Here is a 22,091-nt window from a genome sequence, read left to right as displayed (position 1 = left end):
ATCAATGCGCCTTCCGCGGAGTGATGTAGCGGCTGATGAAGGCCGGATTGGCGGCCATGATGCGGCTGTAAACCTCGATGCCGAAGTCAATCCAGTCGCGCATCAACTCGCAGTAGTGGTAGGTCGGATGAGTAGGATCGCCGTAGCGGGCGTAGCTCTCGTGGTAGCAACCGCCGGAGCACAGATTGCGGATACGGCAGCTGTCGCAGCCGGTGCCGCTACGGTCCAGGCGCTGGGACAGGAAGTCGTTCAGCTCCACCTGCTTCACTCCGCTGTGCACGTTGCCAAAGGTCGGCAGGCTGGAGCCGGTGAAGCGATGGCACAGGTTCAGCTCGCCCTTGTGATCGACCGCCAGCATCTTCAAGCCGGCGCCGCATGGCAGGGCTTTCTTGTGCCCTTCATGAATGTCGGTGATCAGCTGGTGGAGGTTGGAGAAGCCGATATTGCGGTGTTCCAGTGCAGCTTCCAGGTAACGCCGGCCAAGGGCCTTCATGTTGGCGAACACCTGCACCAGTTCGTCGCTGGTGAGGTTGAAGCTACTGATGTCACCGGAGGTCACCGGGGCGAAACCGACTTCGGCAAATCCCAGTTCGTTGAACAGGTGATCCCAGATGGTTTCGACATCGGTGACACCGGTGGTCAAGGTCACCCGTGCGCCCACCGGACGGCTGTTGTAGCGCGACAGCAGCATCTGGGCCTTGCGCCGCACCACGTCGTAGGTGCCCTGGCCGCCGACGGTGATGCGGTTACGGTCATGCACGGTCTTGGGGCCGTCGATGCTCACCGACAGGCCAAAACGGTGGGCGTTGAGGTAATCCACGGTCTCTTCGGTGAGCAGCGTGGCATTGGTGGTCATCACGAACTCGACAAGCTTGCCGGCCTCGGCAAAGCGCTTCTCGCAATAGTCGACCATGTACTCGATCAGCTTGCGATTGCTCAGTGGTTCGCCGCCGAAAAACACCACGGTGAAGCGCTCTTCGTCCGGGGACTCCTTGAGCAGCATCTCCACCGAAGCGATGGCCGTTTCCACGTCCATTTTCTTGCCCGCCGAGGGCTTATCCAGGTCTTCCTTGTAGCAGTAGGTACAGCTCAGGTTGCAGCCGGTATTGACGTTCAATACCACGGTATTGATCGCCGTACGCTCGACCCGCTTCAGGCCGATTTCCGGGGTCAGCGGCGAGCCGTCGCTGACCACTTCCAGGGCGATCAGCTCGTGCAAGGTGTCGATGATGTCCTCACCGCTGAAGCGTGATTGCAGACGCTGCTGCAACTCCTCAGATGAACAGCCTTGCTCTCGCAAGGTGTCGATGATTCCGCCTGTTACTGCGTCGGTGGCAAACAGCGAACTGCTGGGGATATGGAACAGCATGCGGTCGGCATCCACCTGCACTTCATGCAGATTGCGTTCGACCAGATTCAAAAGTGCGCCCATGGCGACCTCCCGATGTGCATTGTGATCAACGTTGGAATCCGGGCACCGCAGTGCCCGTAGGGTCAACGGCCGATCACGGCAGCGGTGGATTGTTCCAGCGTTGCACGGTGACGATCAGGTGGCCTTCGCCTTTCTGTCCACCGTCCTCCAGCTGGGCGATCACTTTCAGATTGCCCGCGTTGTTGGTCATCATCCGCCGCTCGGGGTTAGGGCCAGCACCACCGGGCATGAAGATGCCGTTCTCGAGCATCTGCCCGGCGAACTTGACGTCTTCGTCCTCTTTGGCCCTTTCGTTATACGGCTCGACCGACCACTGCGCCGGCAGATAGCCAATACGCAGCGGCTGGCCCTTGGCATCTTTGCCCCAGGCTTCGGCCTCGAAGCGCCCTTGCACCTTCGGCGTACTGCCTCCGTTTTCACCGATGCGGGCGATGGAGAACGCCGGCACCACTTTCACTTCCTCGACTTTGTCGTAGACCACCAGGTTCGGCCCTTTCAATCCGCCCTGGCTAACCTCACGCAGGCCAGGCGCTGCATCGGCCGCAGCCCGCACCTTGACCCGCACCTGGTTGGCGCTTGATTCCAGCACTTGGGTCACTTCGATACCCGGGCCAAGGTCCGGCTTGCCAGACAAGCCGCTGCCAACCAGTGTCAGCTCAGCCTCGCTGCCCGCCTTGATGAACGAAGGCTGTACGGCCAGCAATCGGGTCTTGCCCTCCTTCACCGCAGTGAAATCCAGGCCGCGTTCGTCATGCTCGGCCTCGAACATGCGCCCTTTCATCTCGCCATCGAGTGCGGCAAATACCTGACGCATCGTGGTATCGCCAATCGTGACGTTACCGCGCCATTCGAAGCCGTTGTAGAGAATGGCCGAGCCGCTGCCCTGGAACGGCGTACCGTCGGCATAACGGCCGTTGACTTCGACCTTGAAGGTGCCATCGCCCTGAGCGCTGCCGAGGGTCATCTCGCCGCGCACGTCACCCTTGGTCAGCATATGTCCACTAAAGGACCAGCGCCCCACCAGCACCTCGGGCTTGGGCCGCGTTTTCTGCCAGTCGGTCCAGGCCGGGTTGTCCAGCGGAAAGCGCTTGGCCAGCTCTGGCACCATTTCGTTCAAGGCAATCTCTAACCAGTCGCGATCTCGTGACTGGGCCTGGTATTCGAGTGAAGGCCATTGGCCGAGGTGGAAATTGACCAGATGTTCCCATTCCTTGACCGGACGCCGCTGTAGGGCGACCCGGGCGCCGGAGTGGCAACGGCCGCAAGTCTGGCTGAGCTTCTCGTCAAACTGCTCAACCGTGTTCAGGCGGCGCTCCATGGCATAACGCACACCTTCGGTTTCGCTGGGTGCCAGGCCTTGCTTGTCGGCCAGGTACTTGACCAGGGTGCGGCGGTCATCATCACTGATCTGCAGACCATGCATGACCTGCATGCGGCCGATGCTCATCAACCAGCCTTCCGGGGTTTTGCGCTGGTGACTGATGCGGCTGTAGCTGTCGTTGCCTTCGGCTGTGTGACAGCCCATGCACTTGCTCTGCAGCAGGTCGGCGCCGGGCTCTTTGGCCTGGACCTGGGTGCATAGCAAGGCGGCGGCGATCAGCGCCAGGCTGCTGGTATGTCGCCGGAGTCGAGTCGTTCTCAAGGTCAGACCTCCACGGTGTTGTTCTTATCGTTATTGCACGCTGGGTGCCGTAGGTGCTTCTGCGAATGATCAATACAGGAACTGTGCCAATCCAGGCAAAGTCTTTGATTTCAATGAGTTGAGCGATAGCGCTGTTACCCGGCAAGGGCCCTGGCCGACGCTGGACGTCTAAATTTGCGACAGCCCGTTGCAGCTTGAGACAGCGGCAGCGCTCCCTGTGAGCTTAGGCCAACGCGCAACTGTTCCACCGCTGTCTCATGCCGTCTCAAAGTGCTACAGCGCGGGCTGGTTTGTGCTCTCTGAAGATCACGATAAAACGCTAGATATCAATGACTTGATGACGCTCTTCGACCTTGGCATGGCGGTTGCGAAAGCCCCTGCACATCCAAAGACAAGAGGCGTTGCTCCCATGCTTTCCACCCTGCCCATCCTCCCCCGTACCCAGGCTTTCCTCGACCGCAAACTGAAGATGCGCATCGGCGCCGACTGGCAGGACGCGCAGAGTGGCAAGACCATGAGCTTTCGCAACCCAGCCACTGGCGACGTGCTGGGCGAAGTACCCTGCGCTGACGCCGACGATGTCGACCGCGCCGTCAAGGCGGCGCGTGCTGCCTTCGATGACTCGGCCTGGAGCCGCATGCGGCCCCGTGAGCGGCAGAACCTGCTGTGGCGTCTGGCCGAACTGATGGAACGTGACGCGCAGGAGCTGGCCGAACTTGAGTGCTTGAACAACGGCAAGAGCGCTGCGGTGGCCAAAGTCATGGACGTGCAACTGGCCATCGACTTCCTGCGCTACATGGCTGGCTGGGCCACCAAGATTGAAGGCACGACGGTAGAGCCTTCGCTGCCGTTGATGCCCAACGATCAGTTCCACGGCTTCATCCGCCGCGAAGCGATCGGCGTGGTCGGCGCCATCGTCGCCTGGAACTTTCCGCTGCTGCTGGCCTGCTGGAAGCTCGGGCCGGCGCTGGCCACCGGCTGCACCATGGTGCTCAAGCCTGCCGACGAAACCCCGCTGACCGCCTTGAAGCTGGCCGAACTGGTGCAGGAAGCCGGCTATCCGGATGGCGTATTCAACGTAATCACCGGCACCGGGCTGAATGCCGGTGCCGCTCTCACCCGCCACCCCGGCGTAGACAAACTGACCTTCACCGGTTCCACCGAAGTCGGCAAGCAGATCGGCAAGGCGGCCATGGAAAACATGACCCGCGTGACCCTGGAGCTGGGCGGCAAGTCGCCGACCATCGTCATGCCCGACGCCAACCTGCAGGAGGCCGCCGCGGGCGCCGCAACGGCGATTTTCTTCAACCAGGGCCAGGTGTGCTGCGCAGGTTCGCGCCTCTATGTGCACCGCAAGCATTTCGACAATGTAGTGGCCGACATCGCCTCGATTGCCAATGGCATGAAACTCGGCAACGGCCTTGATCCGCAGGTGCAGATGGGCCCGCTGATTTCCGCCAGGCAGCAGGACCGGGTGACCGGCTACATCAATCTTGGTCGCGAACTGGGCGCCACTATCGCTTGCGGTGGCGAAGGTTTTGGTCCGGGTTATTTCGTCAAACCGACGGTGATCGTTGACGTCGACCAGCGTCATCGTCTGGTGCAGGAAGAAATCTTCGGCCCGGTGCTGGTCGCCATGCCCTTCGACGACATTGATGAAGTGGTGCGTCTGGCAAACGACAACCCCTATGGCCTGGGCGCGAGCATCTGGTCCAACGACCTGGCGGCGGTGCACCGGATGATCCCGCGGATCAAGTCAGGTTCGGTGTGGGTCAACTGTCACAGCGCGCTGGACCCGGCACTGCCGTTCGGTGGCTACAAATTGTCTGGTGTCGGCCGGGAAATGGGGGCTGCCGCCATCGAGCACTACACCGAACTGAAATCGGTGCTGATCAAACTCTGAAGCGCCCCCCGGGTGGGAGCGGGCTTGCCCCGCGATTGCGGTATGTCAGTCACATCGCATCGCGGGGCAAGCCCGCTCCCACCAGCTAGTCAGCCATACCCCTGCTCGGCCAGCCAGCGCCGCACCATCCGCTGCTGCTCCGTCGACCGATCGCTTAACACTTGCGCCAGTTCAAGCCCGTCTTGAACCCCACGCACCACCGGCGCCAGCTCGATCCCCTGCAGGTGCCACACGCCCAGCGGCTGATCCGCCGTTACCACCACATCGGCCTCATCCACCAGCCCATCGCGCAACACCGGTCGCCGTTCGACACGCACCGCCTCCCAGTCGGACGCGCCATGTATCGGCTGCGCATCCGGCCACTGCCGCCTGCACGCCCAGAACAGGCCAGCTGCCCGCGCCTGTTCCTGAGCATAAAAGTCCCGCCCGATCCGCGCGAAGCGCAGGAACAGCTGCTCGATCCGCTGCTGATGAAAACGCCGCGCCAGAGCCGCCCGCTGCGGGCAGCGCAACAGCGTGTTGATCACCGCTGGGGCCTGCAACGCTGAGGACAGCGACTGGAAAATCCCGTTCCCCGACAACGGGTCAACCGCCATCGCCGCATCGCCCACCCGCAGCCAATCCTCGCCTGCACACTCGCCCGCCAGAATGGCCGTGCTGCTGCGGGCATGGACGATTGCCGGCGCCAGGGCATGCGCATCGAACATCTCGGCTACCAGCTCCGAGCGGCGCCGGCGTTCGGCGCAGTACTCGGCCAGTGCAGCCTTGCCCGGCAGGCCTTCGGCATTCAGGGTGATCTGCCAGTAGCAGCGGCCATCGGCCAAGCGAGCCATCCACGCCCAGCCATCGTCCAGGCTCTCCACGGCCGAAGCCGGATTGCCAGGCTCGCCCTGCCACAGATTGAGCAGGCTGACCGTCTCCGGGCCACGCAAGCGGTCGGCCGCCAACGGCGCCTGACGGCCGCGGGCCTCCACCAGGAACTCGGCTTCAAGGGTTTGCCCATCGTCCAGACGCACCTGATGGCCATCCTCGCCCAGCACCTCGCGTACCCGGCCCTCGACCAAGCTCACCCCGGCCCGCTGCAGATCATCGCGCAGGGCCCGGTCGAAGGCTTGCCGGTCGAGCAGATACTCCTGATTGAGCTGCAGGTGCTGGCCATTCCAGCGCACCTGCCGCGTCGCGGGTGTGACGACTTCGTGCAGGGCACTACCCAGACCTGCGTGACGCAAGCCCTCAAGTACCCGCTGCGAAACCCCTTCAACGGCCGCGAAACGACGCCATTCGGACACCACCGTGACCGCATAGCCCAGGCGTCGCAGGCCGATGGCGGTGGCCGCACCGGCAGGGCCGGCACCGAGAATCAGGATACGCGGATCAGCCATGCCCGCCTCCACGGCGCTCTGGGCCGAAGAAGGCGGCATTTTCGCGCAGGTACGCCAGCACCTGCTCGCGTGTCGCCCGCCGATGCTCGTGTAGATAGGCAGCAATCTGCCCGCTCAGGGCTGCACAGGCCAGGCTCGCACCGGCAGATCCTGCGTCCTCGCCGACCGCTGCGCCAAAGTCTGCCTGCGCGGTGTCCAGCCACGACCACTGCCCCGCTGCACAGCGGGCATCGCCAGTGATGCGCAGCACGCCCGGATAACTGGCCGGGTACACCGGCCCTCCACGCGCGGGGCTGGACGCACAGAGCAGCACGCCGGCTTCCACTGCTACGGCGCAAGCCTGGCGCAGGACCGTCCGATCCTGCGCCAAGCCCAGGCTCAGATTGACCAGGCTCACGCCTTGCTCCACCAGCCACAGCAACGCCGCACTGACTTGCAATACCGAGGTCGCCCCCCGGTTGTCGAACACCTGGGCCACCTTTACCGACAGCCCGTCGGCCTGTGCCAGCAGCCGCTCAAGCACCGCACTGCCATGGCCCAGGGCATCGGCCTGCAACTCGCCTTCGCCCAGCGTTCCCTGCTCCAGCCAGAAGCGCCGCCCGCCGGTCAGATAGCGGGTCTGCTGCACAGAACAGCCGCTATCGATCACCCCCACGCACAGTTCATCGACCATGGCGCAATGGCTCCTGCCAGACCGCTTGCATGCGGCCGTCATCAAGGTGCAGGTGCAGGTCGGCGTCGGCCAGGGTACTGGTGCGGTGGCTGATGAGAATTCGCGTGCGCCCGGCGAACAGCTGGTCGATGGCGGCGATCACTTCGCGCTCGGTTGCCTCGTCCACCGCCGATGTCGCTTCATCGAGCACCAGCACCCGTGGATCCTGAAGCAAGGCGCGGGCTATGGCGATGCGCTGTTTCTGCCCGCCAGACAGCTGCTGGCCACGTTCGCCTAATTGACCGTCCAGACCAAGCGGCAAGGCCTCGACCAGTGATTCCAGGCGAGTCAGGCGCACCACCCGTTCAAGCTCCTCGCGGCTGGCCTCGGGCACACTGTAGGCCAGGTTCTGCGCCAGGGTGCCGCGAAACAGCACGATGTCCTGGCTGACCACGGCGATGGACCTGCGCAGGGCCAGCAGATCCAGGTCACGCAGGTCGGCGCCATCGAGCAGGATGCGCCCCTGCTCAGGGTCATAAAAGCGTTGCAGCAGATCGATCAGGGTCGACTTGCCAACACCTGACGCACCGCTGATCGCCACCTTCACCCCTGCCGGTATGCAGATATCGACGCCACCCAGCACCCGGCCCAGACGCTGTTCATGAGCGAAATGCACAGACTCCAGGCGCAACTCCCCAGGCCCTTGCGGCATGGGCAGCGGCGCTGTCGCCTGGTGCACGCCAACCGGCTCCTGCTGCAATTCCATCACCCGCCCGAGACTCACAGCCATGCGCTGCACCGCCACATACAGGCCGAGCAGACTCTGTACCGGCCCGACCGCCATGCCCAGGTAGGTGGAAAACGCGATCAGTGCGCCCAGTTGCCAGGTACCCTGAATCACCCAGTAGCCGCCGACCAGAAAGGCGCAGGCACGACACAGCGAGGTCAGCGTACCCGGCACCGCCTGGGTGAAGAACTCAGTGACCTGCACCCGCAGCAACTGGCTCATGTAGCCCTGCCCAAGGCCTTCCAGGCGTTCGGATTCACGGCGCTGCTGGCCGGCCGCCTGGATGAATTTCATTGCCGGCAGGGTCTCGACCAGAAACGACGATACATCGGCAGAACGCTCGCGCAGGCTACGCACCTCACGTTCAACCTTGCGGCGCATCCAGCGCAACCAGAGCACTTCGATGGGAATCAGCAGCGCCAGCAACAAAGACAGTTGCCAGGACAGCATGAGCATCAGGGTCACCGCGCCGATCAGGCCAATCACGCTGGAAACCGCCGCGAACAGCGAGTCCACTGCAAAGCGCTGGATCTCGGCAACATCGCCATCGAGTCGCGAAAGAATGTCGCCGATGCGCTTACGCCCGTAGAACGCCGGTGACAGCTGCTGCAAGTGGCGATACAGGTCATCGCGCAGGGCAAACAGAATGCGTCCGGACAAGCGTGTATGCAGGTAACGGTTGATGCCCGCCAGCAGCATGCCGACAACCCCGACGGCGATCATGACCAGCGCCACCTGCCAGAGCACCTGGAAGTCCTTGGCCAGCAGGCCTTGGTCGATCAGGGTTTTGACCAGCCAGGGTTGCACCAGCACCAGCAGCGAAGCCGCCAGGGACAGCCCGAGCAACACGGCGATCGCTCGCCGGTGCGGGCGCACGAAGCCGTACAACCAGGCCAGTGCGTGGCGCATCAGCTGCGGGTCGGAGCTGTTGATCAGCCTGAGAAAAATACCGCCCATCAACAGCCCCTCATCCGCGCAGTTGCTTGAGTTTTCGGTACAGCGTGGCACGGCTGATACCCAGGGCATCGGCCGCTGCCGAGACATTGCCCTGGTGACGCGCCAAGGCGCCGCGGATCAACTCGACCTCGTTCTCACGAATGCTGCCGGTTTGCTGGGTACTGGCAGTCAGTTCATCGAGCAGGCAGTCTGTCAGGTGCTCCAGGCTCAGCACCTGCTCACCGGGCTCGCGCATCGCCAGCGCCGAGCGCAAGACCATTTCCAGCTGACGGATGTTGCCCGGCCAGTCGAAGTTGCCGAGCAACTCGCGCAGGCCCTTGTCCAGGCCGACACCCGCGGCGCCGAACTTGCCCAGCAGGCTGTCGATGACCTCGCTCAGGTCGTCACGGTCGCGCAACGCCGGCAGCTGCACGCTTACGCCGTTGATGCGGTAGTAGAGGTCTTCGCGAAAGTGCTGGTCGAGTACCAGCCGTTTCAGATCGCGGTGGGTGGCACAGATCACCGCCACGTCGATGTCCTGCTCGTCGCCGCCGCCAAGCGGCGCGACCCGGCGCTCCTGCAGCACCCTGAGCAGGCGCGCCTGCAGGGCCAGCGGCATGTCGCCGATTTCGTCAAGAAACAGGGTGCCGCCGTGAGCCTGCATCAGCCGGCCGACCATACCGCCACGGCGCGAGCCGGTGAAGGCGCCTTCGCGATAGCCGAACAGCTCGGACTCGATCAGACCTTCCGGGATGGCGGCGCAGTTGACCGCAACAAAGGGTTTGTCGGCACGCGGGCTGGACTGGTGCAAGGCGCGCGCCACGACCTCCTTGCCGGTGCCGGTCTCGCCCAGCAACAGCACCGGCAGATCATTGTTCAGGCCCCGGCAAGCCATGCGCAGGGCCCGGGCCAGGCGTGCATCGCTGCCGGCCAGGCTTTCCAGTTGCGCAGGTTTAGGCGCGGGGATCGCCTTGCCAAGGGCTCGCGGCGTACTCATGGCGGCACGCTGCGGTAGGTGTACCGCGCGGAAGAAAAACTCGCCCTTGGCGGTCTGCACGCTGTTCACCCGGTCGCTCCACAGGCGGGTGAGGAACGCTGATGTGCGTTCGCCCATCAGCTCACTGCAACGCCTGCCCAGCAGCGCCGGACGCGCCAGCTGAAGCAGTTCACAGGCGCGTTCGTTCGCCGCCAGCACCTCGCCGTCAAGGCTCAGCGCCAGCAGGCCGTGCCAGGCACTGCCAAGGTATTGCGCACGGTTGTGAAACGACAGCACCAGCTGATCGGGATAGCACAGGCCGAACATCCGGCTCTCGATATTGCTGGCCGCCATGATCAGCGTGGAGAGGTTGTCCTGAGGCTGGGCCATGATGCCTTCGCGGGTCAGGTCGAGAACGCCGATCACATGCCCCTGGGGATCGCGCAGCGGCACCGAGGTGCAGGAAAACGGGCTGAGTCGGTCCAGGTAATGCTCACCGCAGTTGATCAGGGTCGGTCGGCCCTCGACCACAGCCGTGCCGATGGCGTTGGTGCCACGGCTCGACTCGCTCCAGCAACTGCCTGGGTGCAAGTCACGCAGGCCGGCCTGGTTGAGCTCGGCCGTCTGGCCACCGATGGCCAGGATATTGGCCTGCGCATCGCCGAGGATGATCATCCCGCTGTTGCCTTGACGGGCAACCAGGTATTCCATTTCTGGTGTAGCGGCGTCGATCAGCAGGCGGTTACCGTCGAGCAGCTCCTGCAAGCGCTGACGTACGCCCAGCTCGACCTCATCAGAGGCCAGGCAGCTCAGGCCATGGCCCAGGCTGCGCCGCCACGAGGCATCAATTTCCTCGCGTAGCATGCCCTGCGGCAAGGCGCCTTCACTGACAAGTTTCAGGCGGGCCATGCGCGATGTCTGCAATGGATCGGTAGCAATTGTTATTGGTATATGTCGCGCCATCTCTGACTCCAGCGTGATGCGATTGCTCCATCTGCGCTGACTTTACCCCAATATCTCCCTGCTTCCACGCATTGCCGGCAAAACCACCTCAAACAAAACGTTCAAACCGATAAGGCGCCGGATCGATGATCGGCGTATCCCCCGAAACCAGGTCGGCCGCCAGTTGTCCGGCAGCCGGCGAAGTGCCAAAACCGTGCCCGGAGAACCCTGTGGCCAGAGTAAGTCCTGGCAGCTTTGCGACCGGCCCGATCACCGGGATCGAGTCGGGCGTCACATCGATGGTGCCGGCCCAGGCCTGTTCGATCTGCGCCTGTTCAAACACCGGCCAGGCGGCTTTGAGGTTGTTCATCGCTTCGTTGTTGAGCGATGCGTTGGCCTGTGGATCCTGAACCCTTACCCGCTCGAACGGCGTTACGTTGGCGGCCTTCCAGCGCCGCGCCAGGGCAAGATCGTTGAAAAAATGCTTGCCGAAAGAGACGCGCAGAAAATCCCGTTGTGCGCGAAACGCTGGCAAGTAGCGTGAGCCCAGCAGCAAGTGGTCGAGTGTCAGGAAAGCATCCAGCTTGCCGCGCTGGGTGATGATGTAGCCACCGTCCTTGTGCTTGCGAAACGAGAAGTCTGGCGCCCCGACGGCAATGTCGGTCGGGCCCTGCATCGGTTTGGTCCGCAACACAGAACAGACCAGCGGCAGGGTCGGCAGCTCAATACCCTGGTTACCCAGAAAACGCCTGGACCAGGCGCCACCGGCCAGCAGCACCTGGTGACAGCGGATCTCGCCTTTTTCAGTGACAACGCCACTGACCTTGCCGGCAGAGGTGACCAAGGTGCGTACTGCACAGTGTTCGACAATCACTGCGCCCTTGGCCATCGCTGCATTGGCAATGGCACTGGCGGCCAATGTCGGTTCGGCACGGCCATCGGACGGCGTATAAATGCCACCGGCCCAGTCGCCTTTGCCACCCGGCACCAAGGTTTCGATTTCACGCTTGCTGAGCAAGTGTGAATCAAGCGATAGCGCGTTCACCGACTTGAGCCAACCTTCGTGCATGGCCATTTGTGCTTCGTTGCGACCGACAAACATGATGCCTGCCTGGCGGTAGCCGACATCGGCCCCTACCCGCTCCGGCATTTGTGCCCATAAACGATCGGAAGCTTGTGCCAGCGGGATATCTTCAGCGTGGCGACTGGTTTTGCGCACCCATCCCAGGTTACGTGATGACTGCTCTCCCGCCAGTCGGCCTTTCTCCAGCACCACCACCGGAATATTGCGCTCGGCCAGCGCTAGTGCAGCGGTCAAACCGATAATCCCACCGCCAATGATCACAACCGATGTGGACGATGGAAACGCGCTTGAAGTGTGCACAGTCGCAATAGTGGGGGCCATGACAAAGACTCGACTTACAATGTGTTAAGACAGGTAAACGGGAGCGCCATTGCGCGCTCACCGTTACAGCGGCAGTTTGATTTCCACGACGTTGGCGCGCGATGCATTGCGGTACGCGGTGACCTCTACCTCGACTTTGTAAACCGTAGAGCCCAAAGGCGGACAGGTAACGGTACTGGCCGGATTGATCCCGCGGAACTTCTCGCCAATCAAGGTCATGACTTGCGCTACATCCTGCGGGTCCTGAATAAACACGCGCGAGCAAATGACGTCAGCCAGGCTTGAGTCAACGGCTTTCAGCGCTGCTTCAATATTGCTGAACACCTGATGAGTCTGTTCGACCACATCCTCGGAAATCAGCTTGGTTTCAGGGTTGCGCCCGGCAGTATTGGATACATAAATCCAGTTATCGACCGCTACCAGACGAGAGTAGCTGCCCATTTCTTCGTACTTTGAACCGGTTTTAAGCTTAATAATTTCAGTCATGCTTAGTGTCTCTTCAAGTGAACAAAAACGCTTTAGCTGAGCACTGGGGTTTCCCAAAGGTTCAACTTCACACCGATGCCTTTTTCCAATGCATTGCGGTACACGACCGTGCCCCAGGCAACATCTTCAACAGGCATTCCGCCCACCGACATAATGATGATTTCTTCGTCGTTTTTACGACCGGGTGCATCACCAGCAATTATCTTGCCAATGTCTTCCAGCTCTTCTGCCGTCAACTTTCCTTCGGCCAGCATGTCCATGAAGCGCACGCCGATTACAGGCACACAGTTGTGCGCGGGCTTGGGCAATTCTTCGAACCAGGCGTGATAAAGACCGGTATTGTCCAGCACTTTACGAACATCTGCCTGTTCCATTCCGTCATCCAACCGGCAACTGGCAGGCATCGCCATAAATGCGCCAGGCTTGACCCATTCACGCTTCACTACGGGGTAGGTTTGTGGATCACCGGTTGCACCGGAACTGCAGTAAGTGACCAGATCTGAGTCGCGTACAACTTCTTCAAGTGTATCGACGACATGAATATTGACGATTTGCGGATAGGTTTCTTTCAACCAGGAGATAAAGTCGTCAAGGCTCTTTTGACCACGCCCTTTAATCTTGATCGTATCGATCAGCGGGCACACTGCAACAAAGGCGGCAAGGGTGGTTTTGCCCATGACACCTGGGCCCAGCAGGCCGACAACTCTTGAATCCTTACGTGCCAGATGGCGAGCGCCGACCCCCGGAATAGCGCCTGTGCGGTAGGCAGAGAGCAAATTCGCCGACATGTGCGCCAAGGGTGCGCCAGTATCAGGATCATTAAGGGTGAACATAAGGATCGAACGTGGCAGGCCTTTATCGCGATTGGCGATATTCGAGCCGTACCATTTCACACCTGCGGTGCAAAAGTTACCGCCAAGATAGGCTGGCATGGCCATCAGGCGGCGATCTGCGGTCGGCTTTGGCATTTTCGGGAATGGCGAACTTTCCGGGAAAGTGACCATCGCGCCGTGCGAATCATTATTAGGTCCGGCCATACGATAGTCGCCTTCGTACAACAGGCCAAACATCTCTTCCATTGTATCGACACAGCCCGCCATGTCGGTCACACCGGCACGGATCATGTCTTGCTCAGAAAGATAGATAAAATCAATTTTTGTATTATTGGACATAATTTTTCTCAGACTGAAGTGATACAATTCCGAGAAAGCGCACGGACACGCCCTCCCCTCAGGCCTTTTCGCCTGGTTGTTCCATCAACATAGGGGTTCAGTATACGGAGCCCACAAAGTGGGTATTGTATATTTCGGACATGAGTGGCCCGTTCAAGCACATTTCATTGTGTGGCCATTGCATAAAAATAAGAATGTCAGTGGCAGGTCCAGCTTATGAAAAAAACGCATATATCCACCTTTGCGTCCGCTCCCTTTGAACAGCCTTGGTTCGTATTGAACTCATCGAATTATTCGGTGATTGCTTCCGCCCATCCGGCTATTTCTCATTTCTATGCACTGGATGTTGCGCAGTCGGCCAACATGATGCTGGCCATACCTGATGGTTGCGTGGATATCGTCGTGGATTGTGATAGTACACAGCCAAGTGCGCGGGTCTGCGGCACGCCGTTGCAAGCCAGGCCAGTGGAGCTACTTGAGAATCACCATTATTTCGGTGTGCGTTTTACCCCTGGTGTAATTCCGGGGTTTATAAATGCCTTGGCCGAAGAATTGACCGGGCAGGAATTGAATCTGCTGGAGGTGACACCGCTTGCGCAGCGGTTTTTCGAGGAGGTGATTAAAACCCCGCTGCTAAGTGAGCAAATGAAGGTGTTCAACAGCTACCTTGCACCTGCCGCGCTGCACAAAACCGCTGATCTCACCGCTGCGGTCATCCAGACCGTGCTGCAACACAAGGGTGATATTCGCGTACAGCAACTTGAACAACTGAGTGGCTATACCACCCGCACCATTCATCGGCAGTTCACCCAGGATACGGGCATGACGCCCAAGGCTTTCTGCCGCATCATCCGCTGTCAGGCCGCCTTGCATTCGATCAACAGTGAACAGGATCTTTCATTTTCCGAGTTGGCCATGGAGCTTGGTTTCACCGACCAGTCCCACTTTCTGCGGGATTTCAAAAAACTGGTCAGTACCACTCCCCATGACTATCAACAGCGAATCATTCGGGGCGCTTACACGCAACGGATCAGGCAGTCCCGCGAAACGGCCGTTCATGCTTAGTGGCGAGGCGTCTCCGACGGGTGTTCGCCAAACAGGGCTTTGTAGTACCCGGAAAAATGGCCCAGATGGGTAAAGCCGAAATCACTGGCAATGCGTGCCACGGTCACTTGATTGGCACAGGTCTGGCGCAGTCGCCGACGTGCAGCATTGAGTCTTACCGAACGCAGGTACTCAACCGGGCGCAAGCCGGTCACGCTTTGAAAGCTTCGCTGCAGGGTGCGCCGACTGACATTCAAGCGTTCGCACAATTGCAGCACTGAAATCGGTTCGTCATTGTGGGCCAGGGCCAGCTCCTGACTTTGTTTGACCAGGTAAGCACTGACCATGTGATTGCCCGCACGCCCTGTATCCCCCTCCACCCGATGGTCGAGCAAATCGAGCATGCACTCCAGGGTCAGGTCTTCCAGCAGGTGTTCCGGCAAAAAGCTGTTTTGCAGTGCAGCGGTCACCACGTCTTCCAATCGCTTGCGCACGGTTTGCAGCACTTGCTGGCGTAATTCCAGGCGTGACAGGCGCGCCAGGCGACGCATTTCGCTGTCCGAGAACTCCCTGGCCGCGAGGTTTTCCAGACGAGTGGCCTCCACGGTAATGGCCAGCAAATCCATGCCTTCAGCGGCCTGCACGAAAAACTCCTGGCCACTGTGAAGAAGCGTGACACTTTCGGTGCCCAGGCTTTTGCCCTGAAACACCGCCAGCTCGCCACCGCACATCGGCATTGCCAGGCAAAGCCGGCCCGGCGGCGCCACGCCGTGCTGAACCACCCGCTTGTTCAGAGACTCCTGAAAAATCTGGAAACGCTCGCCCGTGACGTGCTTGAGCACTGTCTGCACGGGACCGGTGCTCAACTGATCGTAGGTTTGTTGCCAACCCACGATCGCACCTGCGTGCAGATGTACGTCGTCAAAGCTTTTCATTTGGGCAAACATCGCCATCGTTAACACCTGTTATTGACCTGTAACAATTTGTAAGCAAGCTACAGGCCAAAGGCCCTTTCCCTCAGCAACCACTCATCCGTTTGAATCAGAACGGCACCGCCACCGTCAGCTGGCTGTAAACGTTGGTGCCATTGCCATTGGACTGATTGCCGCCGGTACCCAGCGCGCGATCCGGCTGATACAGCCCCACCAACGGCGTGATAATCAGATTTGGCGAAACGACCCATTCGGCATACAGGTCGAGTTCTTGCGCATCCAGGTTCAGCTCATTGCGCGCGCCCAGAGTCTTGAAGTCGAAGTACAGCACGCCCAGGGTCAGGGTCTCGAGCGGATTGGCCTTGAGCGCCAGGTGCTTGATCTCGGTATTGCTGTTGAACGGCCCGGCATAGTTGGCCGCGACTTCGCCCTGGAACCAGGTGCCGTAGCCTGTGCTGTAGCCGGTGAAAAGCGGGTCCCAGTTCTGTGAATAGCGGGTGTAGCGGGCGGTGACGCTCGGGCTCCAGACTACATCGGCAAATCGATAGCCCGCCTCGGCGTACCAGGCGGTTTCCTTGTCGCCCTGAGCGTCTTCAACCGCGTACTCGAAGGCAAAACTGGCGTTCTCTACACCGGCATCGCCCTCCCCGCGAATACTGTAGATATCCATACCGTCGCGGCGCTGCTGGAACTCGCTGGCCCATTGATCCACCACATCCATGCCGTGGATGTAGGTCAATCCCAGGGTGCCGGCCGGCTGGGTGTATTCAAGCGTACCCACCGCAAGTTCAGTTTCAGCCTGGGCACGGTTATCAGACTTCAACCAGGCCGCACTGCCATGCAAACCCTGATCGCCGCCCAGACGCACCACCGCCGTGCGGTCAAAGGCGTGGCGCGCGCCGAGATAGTACGCACCGCCACGGTTCAGGCTACCGTCCGCCAGGCCCTTGCCCAGGTTGGGGCCGTCGTCATTGATCAGAAAGCCGCGGCCGGCCTTGAAGATCTGCCGGCCAAACGAGAGATCGACACCGTCTTTACCCAGGGTCTGGAACACATCGCCCGAGCGCCAGCCCAGATAGGCATCCTCGATCTTGGTTGTGCGTTCGCTACCATCGGTGAAACCGCCAGCATCGCCGTCACCCCAGGTACCCGAGGACACCATGGCAAAGCCGCTGTAGGCGCTGCCCGCATCGCCAAGCAGAGTGTCGGCCTTGACGCCGTACTTGATAAAGGCCTCTTGCCAATGCGAACCGCCCTCGGTTCCATCGTAGTTTTTACGGCTGTTGAACAGACCGTAGGCGGCCAATCCTTCGAAGCTGACATGGGTATCCGGGGTGTCGATCAGCGCGATTGCCTGGGCATTTTGACAAACCGCGGACACAGCGATACTTGCGGCGATGCCGCATAGAGCGAGACGCGAAGACATGGTGAAAATTCCTTAACTGCAGTATGCGTTGCGCAAGGACGAACAAGGGGCGCACCGGCCCTGGGACGGGCCGATGCCTGGCGACACTCAGGCGGCGTGATTACCGAGGCCGCTGAACCTGAGCGGGGCAACGCTGCGCAAGCGCGCGGCAAGCAGGATTCCCGCCAGCGCCGCGACCGGAACAACCATGCACAACGCCAGAGACAAGCTGGTACTGGCGCCGGTCAGCACATCGAAGTGAACGATTGCAGTGATCAACACCGCCAGCAGTGCTACCCCTGAGAGCGCCGGCAGTACAAAGCACTTGAGGCGGCTGTCTGCATGCTGCGGATTGGCCTTGAAAAAGCCGATGACCGCCAGCGAGGTCAATACCATCAGCAGAATCAGGCACAGGGTGGCGACGTTCGAGAACCACGAGAACAACTGCAGTACCGGATCGGCGCCTGCCAGGGCAAACACCGCGAGAATGCCCGCCGCGATCAGCGACTGCAGCCCCGAACCCAGATGCGGGCTTTGATGCTTCTGGTGGGTGGTGCCCAGTTTCTCCGGCAGCAGTCCATCACGGCCAATGGCAAAGAAGTAGCGCGCGGCGGCGTTATGGAACGCCAGCAACCCGGCGAACATACTGGCCACGAACAGGAAGCGGATGGTGTTGGTCAGCCCTGAACCGACGTACTGATCGGACAGCGCGTACAGGAAGGTGGTCGGATCTTGCAGCGATTGCAGTGTGGAGACGATGTCATCGGCACCGGCGCCCACCACCATGGCCCACAGCGACAGGGTGTAGAAGCCGCCGATCAGCAGTACCGACAGATACGTGGCCCGCGGAATGGTGCGTTTGGCATCCTTGGCTTCTTCGCTATAGAGCGTTGTCGCCTCGAAACCGATAAAGGCGGCAAAGCAGAACAGCAGACCGATCGACGGGTTGCCGCTGCTGACATGCGCCGGCGTGAACGCATCAGCGTTGATGCCGTGTGCCCCGCCACTGCTCAGTATCGCCACATCGAGCCCCATGACCGCGACGTACTCGGCGATCACGGTAATCGACAGCACGCGGGCAGAGAGGTCGATGTTGCGGTAGCCAAGGCAGGCGATCAGCCCCAGCGCCACCGCAGAACACAGCCACCACGGCACCTGGATGCCGAACACCTCGGCCAGGCTGCCGGCGACAATGGCACCAAACAAGCCATACATACCGGCTTGCAGCACGTTGTACGCGACCATCGCCAGCATCCCAGCGGCACCGCCGGCCAAGCCACCCAGGCCGCGGGAAATCAAGGCATAGAAACCGCCGGCATGGCTGATATGCCGGGCCATCCTGGTATAGCCCGCCGCAAAGCACAGCAGCACCACCAGGGTTGTAATCAGTAATGCAGGCGTTCCCGCGCCATTGCCGAGCATGATGCCAATGGGAAAACCACCGGCCAGCACACTGAGCGGACTTGCCGCTGACAATACAAAGAAGATGATCATGGCAACACCTAGGCTGCCACGCCGCAGCTCCGTCGAGGAGCCGTCGCGCAGGGATTCGCTCATGTTTTTATACCTTGTTGTATGAGGCAGTCTTTGCGGGTTTGAAAGCCGCGGCACGCTTGCACGCAATGCGACGCGGCGAATTATTGTTTTTGACCTTCAGGCTAAGCACGATGCTAGGCTTCGGCGGGGGTGGCGGCTATCCCAAATTGGCCGCATCTGGCCCGCCGGTGGCGGTTTTCAAGCGCATTCGACAGATGGCTGTTACGCCCCTGCCCGCTTCGATTCAGTAACGGATCATCACCGACTTCAACTCGGTAAACGCCTCGATAAAGGCGCTGCCAAACTCACGGCCGATGCCGGATGATTTGCTGCCACCAAAGGGCACTGCCGGGTCGAGGAAGGTGTGCATGTTGACCCACACCGTGCCGGACTCGATGCGTGGAATCATGCGCAAGGCCCTGGACAGGTCATTGGTCCAGAGGCTTGCGCCCAGGCCGTACGGCGTGTCGTTGAGCAGCTCGATCAGTTCCTCGTCGCTATCGAACGCCAGCAGGCAGACGATAGGGCCGAAGGTTTCCTCGGTGAGGAACAGGTCGTCGGGGCTGGATGCGCGCAACAAGGTCGGCTCGACAAAATAGCCCTTGTCGCCCACGGTGCGCCCGCCGGTCACCACCACCTGACCATCACCCATGCGTTCGAAGTAACGGGTAATTTTCTGGTAATGCGCCTTGTTGGCCAGCGGCCCGAACTGGACACTCTCGTCCAGCGGCGAGCCGATTTTCAGCCCTGCCAATGCCGCGCCGAGCTTCTGTTCCAACTCGTCAATACGCGAACGGTGGACGTATATACGCTCGGGCGATGCGCAGATCTGTCCCTGGTGGGTGAATGCCGTCATCACCAGCCCGGGTACCACGTCATCGATGTTGACGTCGGCCAGCAACGCGGCGGGGTTCTTGCCACCGAGCTCGAGGGTGACCCGGGTCAGTTTGGACTTCATCGCCGCAGCCCCTACGGCAATGCCGGTGGGGACAGAGCCGGTAAACGAAACCTTGCGCACCTCGGCATGCTCGGTCAGCCACTGGCCAACCTTACCGGCACCGGTCACGACGTTGATCGCGCCATCCGGGATCCCCACCGCTGTCGCCAGCTCCACCAGACGCAACAGGCTGAGCGGGGAAAACTCGCTGGGCTTGAGCACAATGGTGCAACCTGTCGCCAGCGCCGAGCCCAGTTTCCACACGGCAATCAGCAGCGGGAAGTTCCACGGCACGATACCGGCGACCACCCCTACAGGCTCGCGACGGGTAAAGGCGGTGTACTGCTCACCGGCCATCGAGGGCAATGACGGGGTGATGCTCTCGCCATTGATCTTGGTGGTCCAGCCGGCGAAGTAACGCAGAAACACCACCGACTGCGCCACTTCCAGGCCGCGGGCGACATTGATCGCCTTGCCCGAGTTCAAGGCTTCAAGTTGCGCCAGCTCCTCGCCATGCTGCTCGATGGCATCCGCCAGCTTGTTGAGAAGCACGCCGCGCAGGTAAGGCGAGGTCTGGGCCCAGCTGCCCTTGAACGCCCGGGAAGCTGCCGCTACCGCCGCATCGACCTGCACGGCAGTGGCATCCTGAACGCGGGCAATGGCCTGTTCGTTGGCCGGGTTGATGATCTCGCTCACACCAGCCTGTTCGTCCAGCGCCGGCCTGCCGTCGATGAAGCTGCCCAGCGGTTTGGCCAGGAACGTGATGACGCTATCGAGAAGTGCTACTTCGCTCATCGGAATTTACCTTGTTATTGTTGGGTGCTTGCGTCAGGCACCGGCAAAGGTGCCTCGCTGTTCCAGGCGCTGACCGGGCGGCCGAAAAGGTTTTCGGTCTGGAAGTGCGACATCCGCCATTGGCCCTCTTCCTGCGCGAAGCGCACCTTCAGGCGCGCCGCATTGAGGTGTGAGGAGTGGCTGCTGAACGTACTGGTTTGCAGCATGACCCAGCTACCGGTTGCCTGGTCACCGGCAACCTCGATCAACTCGCTGGTAAGAAAGTGCACATTCAGCGCAAAGTGCGCCGGTGGCTTCATGTAGGTTGCGAACATGGCGCGGATCGCTTCGCGGCCGCGGTAGCCACCAAAGCTTTTCGCGTACTTGGCGCCCTTGCCCTCCCACACCGCCTCACGGGTGAACAGGCCCGCCAGTTCGTCCAGCGGGGTGTTGGCATCCAGGGCATCGCACAGGACCATGTAGCGGTTCATGCAGGCCCGCACGGCCTGCTGTGACTCGAAGTAGTGCAAACGTTTTTCCAGCGCCTGGGCATCGCTCATGGCTGCACCTCAGGGGAGTTGCCGTGCGGTTGTTCGTGGATACGCTGCAGTAACAGGGTGGCTGCCGCCAGCAGCGCTGCGTCCGCACCTTTTGCCCCGACCAGCTGCAAGCCGACCGGCAATCCTTGCGCGCTCGACAACGGCAATGTCACTGCCGGATGCCCGGAAAGATTGAACGGCCGCACCAGCGACGTCATACCCAGTACTGCCCGGGTATCGGCGGCGTCTTCGACCCGCAGGGGAAAATCCGGCATGGTCGGCAGCGCCAGGATGTCGCAGTGCTGCAGCGCCGTATCGACTTGTGCGCTGAAGCGCTCACGTACGCGCTCGGCTTGCGCCACGGCGTCGTCAGTCATTGTCCCGGCCGCCTGCAGACGGCCAGCGATGTCGGCACCGACCTTGCCGCTGGCGAGCAAATGACCGCAGGCGGCATGGGTTTCGCGGTTGATGATGACCATACCGGCGCTATAGGCGGCCTCGAAGTCTTCGCACTCGACAGGCTCAAGCACCTGTCCGCTGGCCTTCAACGCCGTCTGCACTACAGCGTTCACCGCCGCACTGGCCGGCACCCCGAGCACGCCGATTTTCACCCTGGAGGGCGGGCTGACCGGGCTGAACTCCGGATCGATGATCGCCATTGCACTGATCAACATCGGCAGCGAGGTCGCAAATGGACCGACGCAATCCAGGGTCGTAAAGGCAGGCATGACGCCCTTGCGGCTGACCCGTCCGAAGGTTGGCTTGAAGCCGAAAATCCCGCAGCAGCAAGCCGGAACCCGCACCGAGCCACCCGTGTCGGTACCCAGGCTGAAATCTGCCAGCCCCGCCGCCACCGCAGCGGCGGAACCGCTGGAGGATCCGCCCGGGATCAGTGCCGGGAAGCGTGGATTGACCGGGGTGCCGGTGTAGTGATTGATCCCTGTGGTACCAAATGCCAGCTCATGCAGGCTGGTTTTCCCGGTGATGCGGCAGCCGTTGTCGAGCAGGCGTTGCACCACATCGGCATGCTGGCGGGCAGGTTCGGCCTGTTCAAGTGCGCGGCTCGATGCTCGCGTCGGCAATCCGGCAATGTCGATGGTGTCCTTAACCATCACGCACAGGCCAGTGCCACCCATGTTCAACGACTCAACCACGATTGCCATCGCAAAAAACCTCGCTTGGTAGCGGGCGCAAGGTGCGCCAACACTG

The 22,091-nt window shown here is 61.1% G+C and carries 17 protein-coding genes; 2 read left to right on the top strand and 15 right to left on the bottom strand.

What is annotated here, in order from left to right:
• Position 1: 1 nt before the first annotated feature.
• On the bottom strand, positions 2 to 1,432 hold the full coding sequence (peaB, locus tag ACVI9W_RS24890) for a quinohemoprotein amine dehydrogenase maturation protein (RefSeq protein WP_461531623.1): 1,431 nt from the start codon (positions 1,430 to 1,432) through the stop codon (positions 2 to 4).
• Between the two features lie 73 nt (positions 1,433 to 1,505).
• Positions 1,506 to 3,074, bottom strand: a complete 1,569-nt coding sequence (gene peaA, locus ACVI9W_RS24885; RefSeq protein ID WP_461531622.1) for a quinohemoprotein amine dehydrogenase subunit alpha — start codon at positions 3,072 to 3,074, stop codon at positions 1,506 to 1,508.
• 409 nt (positions 3,075 to 3,483) lie between these two features.
• On the opposite strand from peaA, the gene ACVI9W_RS24880 reads away from it, so the two are divergent.
• Positions 3,484 to 4,977, top strand: a complete 1,494-nt coding sequence (locus ACVI9W_RS24880; protein WP_461531621.1) for an aldehyde dehydrogenase family protein — start codon at positions 3,484 to 3,486, stop codon at positions 4,975 to 4,977.
• A gap of 89 nt (positions 4,978 to 5,066) precedes the next feature.
• Here the strand turns inward: ACVI9W_RS24880 and qhpG are convergent, their stop codons facing one another.
• From qhpG to ACVI9W_RS24845, 7 genes are all read right to left on the bottom strand, one after another.
• Positions 5,067 to 6,359: a flavin-dependent monooxygenase QhpG gene (gene qhpG / locus ACVI9W_RS24875; protein WP_461531620.1), complete on the bottom strand. Its 1,293-nt coding sequence runs from the start codon at positions 6,357 to 6,359 to the stop codon at positions 5,067 to 5,069.
• The gene (qhpE, locus tag ACVI9W_RS24870; RefSeq protein ID WP_461531619.1) at positions 6,352 to 7,032 is read right to left on the bottom strand and encodes a subtilisin-like serine protease QhpE; all 681 of its coding nucleotides are present in this window, start codon (positions 7,030 to 7,032) and stop codon (positions 6,352 to 6,354) included. The genes qhpG and qhpE overlap by 8 nt, the downstream gene beginning before the upstream one ends.
• The gene (locus ACVI9W_RS24865) at positions 7,022 to 8,755 is read right to left on the bottom strand and encodes an ABC transporter ATP-binding protein (protein ID WP_461531618.1); all 1,734 of its coding nucleotides are present in this window, start codon (positions 8,753 to 8,755) and stop codon (positions 7,022 to 7,024) included. The genes qhpE and ACVI9W_RS24865 overlap by 11 nt, the downstream gene beginning before the upstream one ends.
• A 10-nt stretch (positions 8,756 to 8,765) precedes the next feature.
• Positions 8,766 to 10,673: a sigma-54-dependent Fis family transcriptional regulator gene (locus ACVI9W_RS24860; protein ID WP_461531617.1), complete on the bottom strand. Its 1,908-nt coding sequence runs from the start codon at positions 10,671 to 10,673 to the stop codon at positions 8,766 to 8,768.
• Positions 10,674 to 10,761: 88 nt separating this feature from the next.
• The gene (locus tag ACVI9W_RS24855; RefSeq protein WP_461531616.1) at positions 10,762 to 12,057 is read right to left on the bottom strand and encodes an NAD(P)/FAD-dependent oxidoreductase; all 1,296 of its coding nucleotides are present in this window, start codon (positions 12,055 to 12,057) and stop codon (positions 10,762 to 10,764) included.
• Between the two features lie 63 nt (positions 12,058 to 12,120).
• A complete protein-coding gene (locus ACVI9W_RS24850) occupies positions 12,121 to 12,543 on the bottom strand; it encodes a RidA family protein (RefSeq protein ID WP_461531615.1) in 423 nt (140 codons plus the stop codon).
• A 32-nt stretch (positions 12,544 to 12,575) separates the two neighbouring features.
• The gene (locus ACVI9W_RS24845) at positions 12,576 to 13,715 is read right to left on the bottom strand and encodes a tyramine oxidase subunit B (protein WP_342622157.1); all 1,140 of its coding nucleotides are present in this window, start codon (positions 13,713 to 13,715) and stop codon (positions 12,576 to 12,578) included.
• 216 nt (positions 13,716 to 13,931) lie between these two features.
• Between ACVI9W_RS24845 and ACVI9W_RS24840 the strand changes: the two genes are divergently transcribed.
• Complete coding sequence (locus ACVI9W_RS24840; RefSeq protein ID WP_461531614.1) at positions 13,932 to 14,780, top strand: AraC family transcriptional regulator; 849 nt, start codon at positions 13,932 to 13,934, stop codon at positions 14,778 to 14,780.
• Here ACVI9W_RS24840 and ACVI9W_RS24835 read toward each other — a convergent pair.
• The 6 genes from ACVI9W_RS24835 to ACVI9W_RS24810 all read right to left on the bottom strand — a co-directional run bounded on the left by ACVI9W_RS24835 (position 14,777) and on the right by ACVI9W_RS24810 (position 22,045).
• The gene (locus ACVI9W_RS24835; protein WP_461531613.1) at positions 14,777 to 15,712 is read right to left on the bottom strand and encodes a helix-turn-helix domain-containing protein; all 936 of its coding nucleotides are present in this window, start codon (positions 15,710 to 15,712) and stop codon (positions 14,777 to 14,779) included. The genes ACVI9W_RS24840 and ACVI9W_RS24835 overlap by 4 nt on opposite strands.
• An 88-nt stretch (positions 15,713 to 15,800) precedes the next feature.
• Positions 15,801 to 17,117 carry an alginate export family protein gene (locus ACVI9W_RS24830; RefSeq protein WP_157192595.1) on the bottom strand — a complete coding sequence of 439 codons (1,317 nt, stop codon included), beginning with the start codon at positions 17,115 to 17,117 and terminating at the stop codon, positions 15,801 to 15,803.
• A gap of 87 nt (positions 17,118 to 17,204) precedes the next feature.
• Positions 17,205 to 18,653: an APC family permease gene (locus ACVI9W_RS24825; RefSeq protein ID WP_461531612.1), complete on the bottom strand. Its 1,449-nt coding sequence runs from the start codon at positions 18,651 to 18,653 to the stop codon at positions 17,205 to 17,207.
• Between the two features lie 223 nt (positions 18,654 to 18,876).
• Positions 18,877 to 20,364, bottom strand: a complete 1,488-nt coding sequence (locus tag ACVI9W_RS24820; protein WP_461531611.1) for an aldehyde dehydrogenase family protein — start codon at positions 20,362 to 20,364, stop codon at positions 18,877 to 18,879.
• 14 nt (positions 20,365 to 20,378) lie between these two features.
• The gene (locus ACVI9W_RS24815) at positions 20,379 to 20,903 is read right to left on the bottom strand and encodes a nuclear transport factor 2 family protein (RefSeq protein WP_461531610.1); all 525 of its coding nucleotides are present in this window, start codon (positions 20,901 to 20,903) and stop codon (positions 20,379 to 20,381) included.
• Positions 20,900 to 22,045: an amidase gene (locus tag ACVI9W_RS24810; RefSeq protein ID WP_461531609.1), complete on the bottom strand. Its 1,146-nt coding sequence runs from the start codon at positions 22,043 to 22,045 to the stop codon at positions 20,900 to 20,902. Before ACVI9W_RS24810 ends, ACVI9W_RS24815 begins: the two co-directional genes overlap by 4 nt.
• Positions 22,046 to 22,091: the final 46 nt, after the last annotated feature.

This window comes from Pseudomonas sp. 210_17 TE3656 (assembly GCF_054821965.1).
This window is presented reverse-complemented; position numbering and strand designations above follow the sequence as displayed.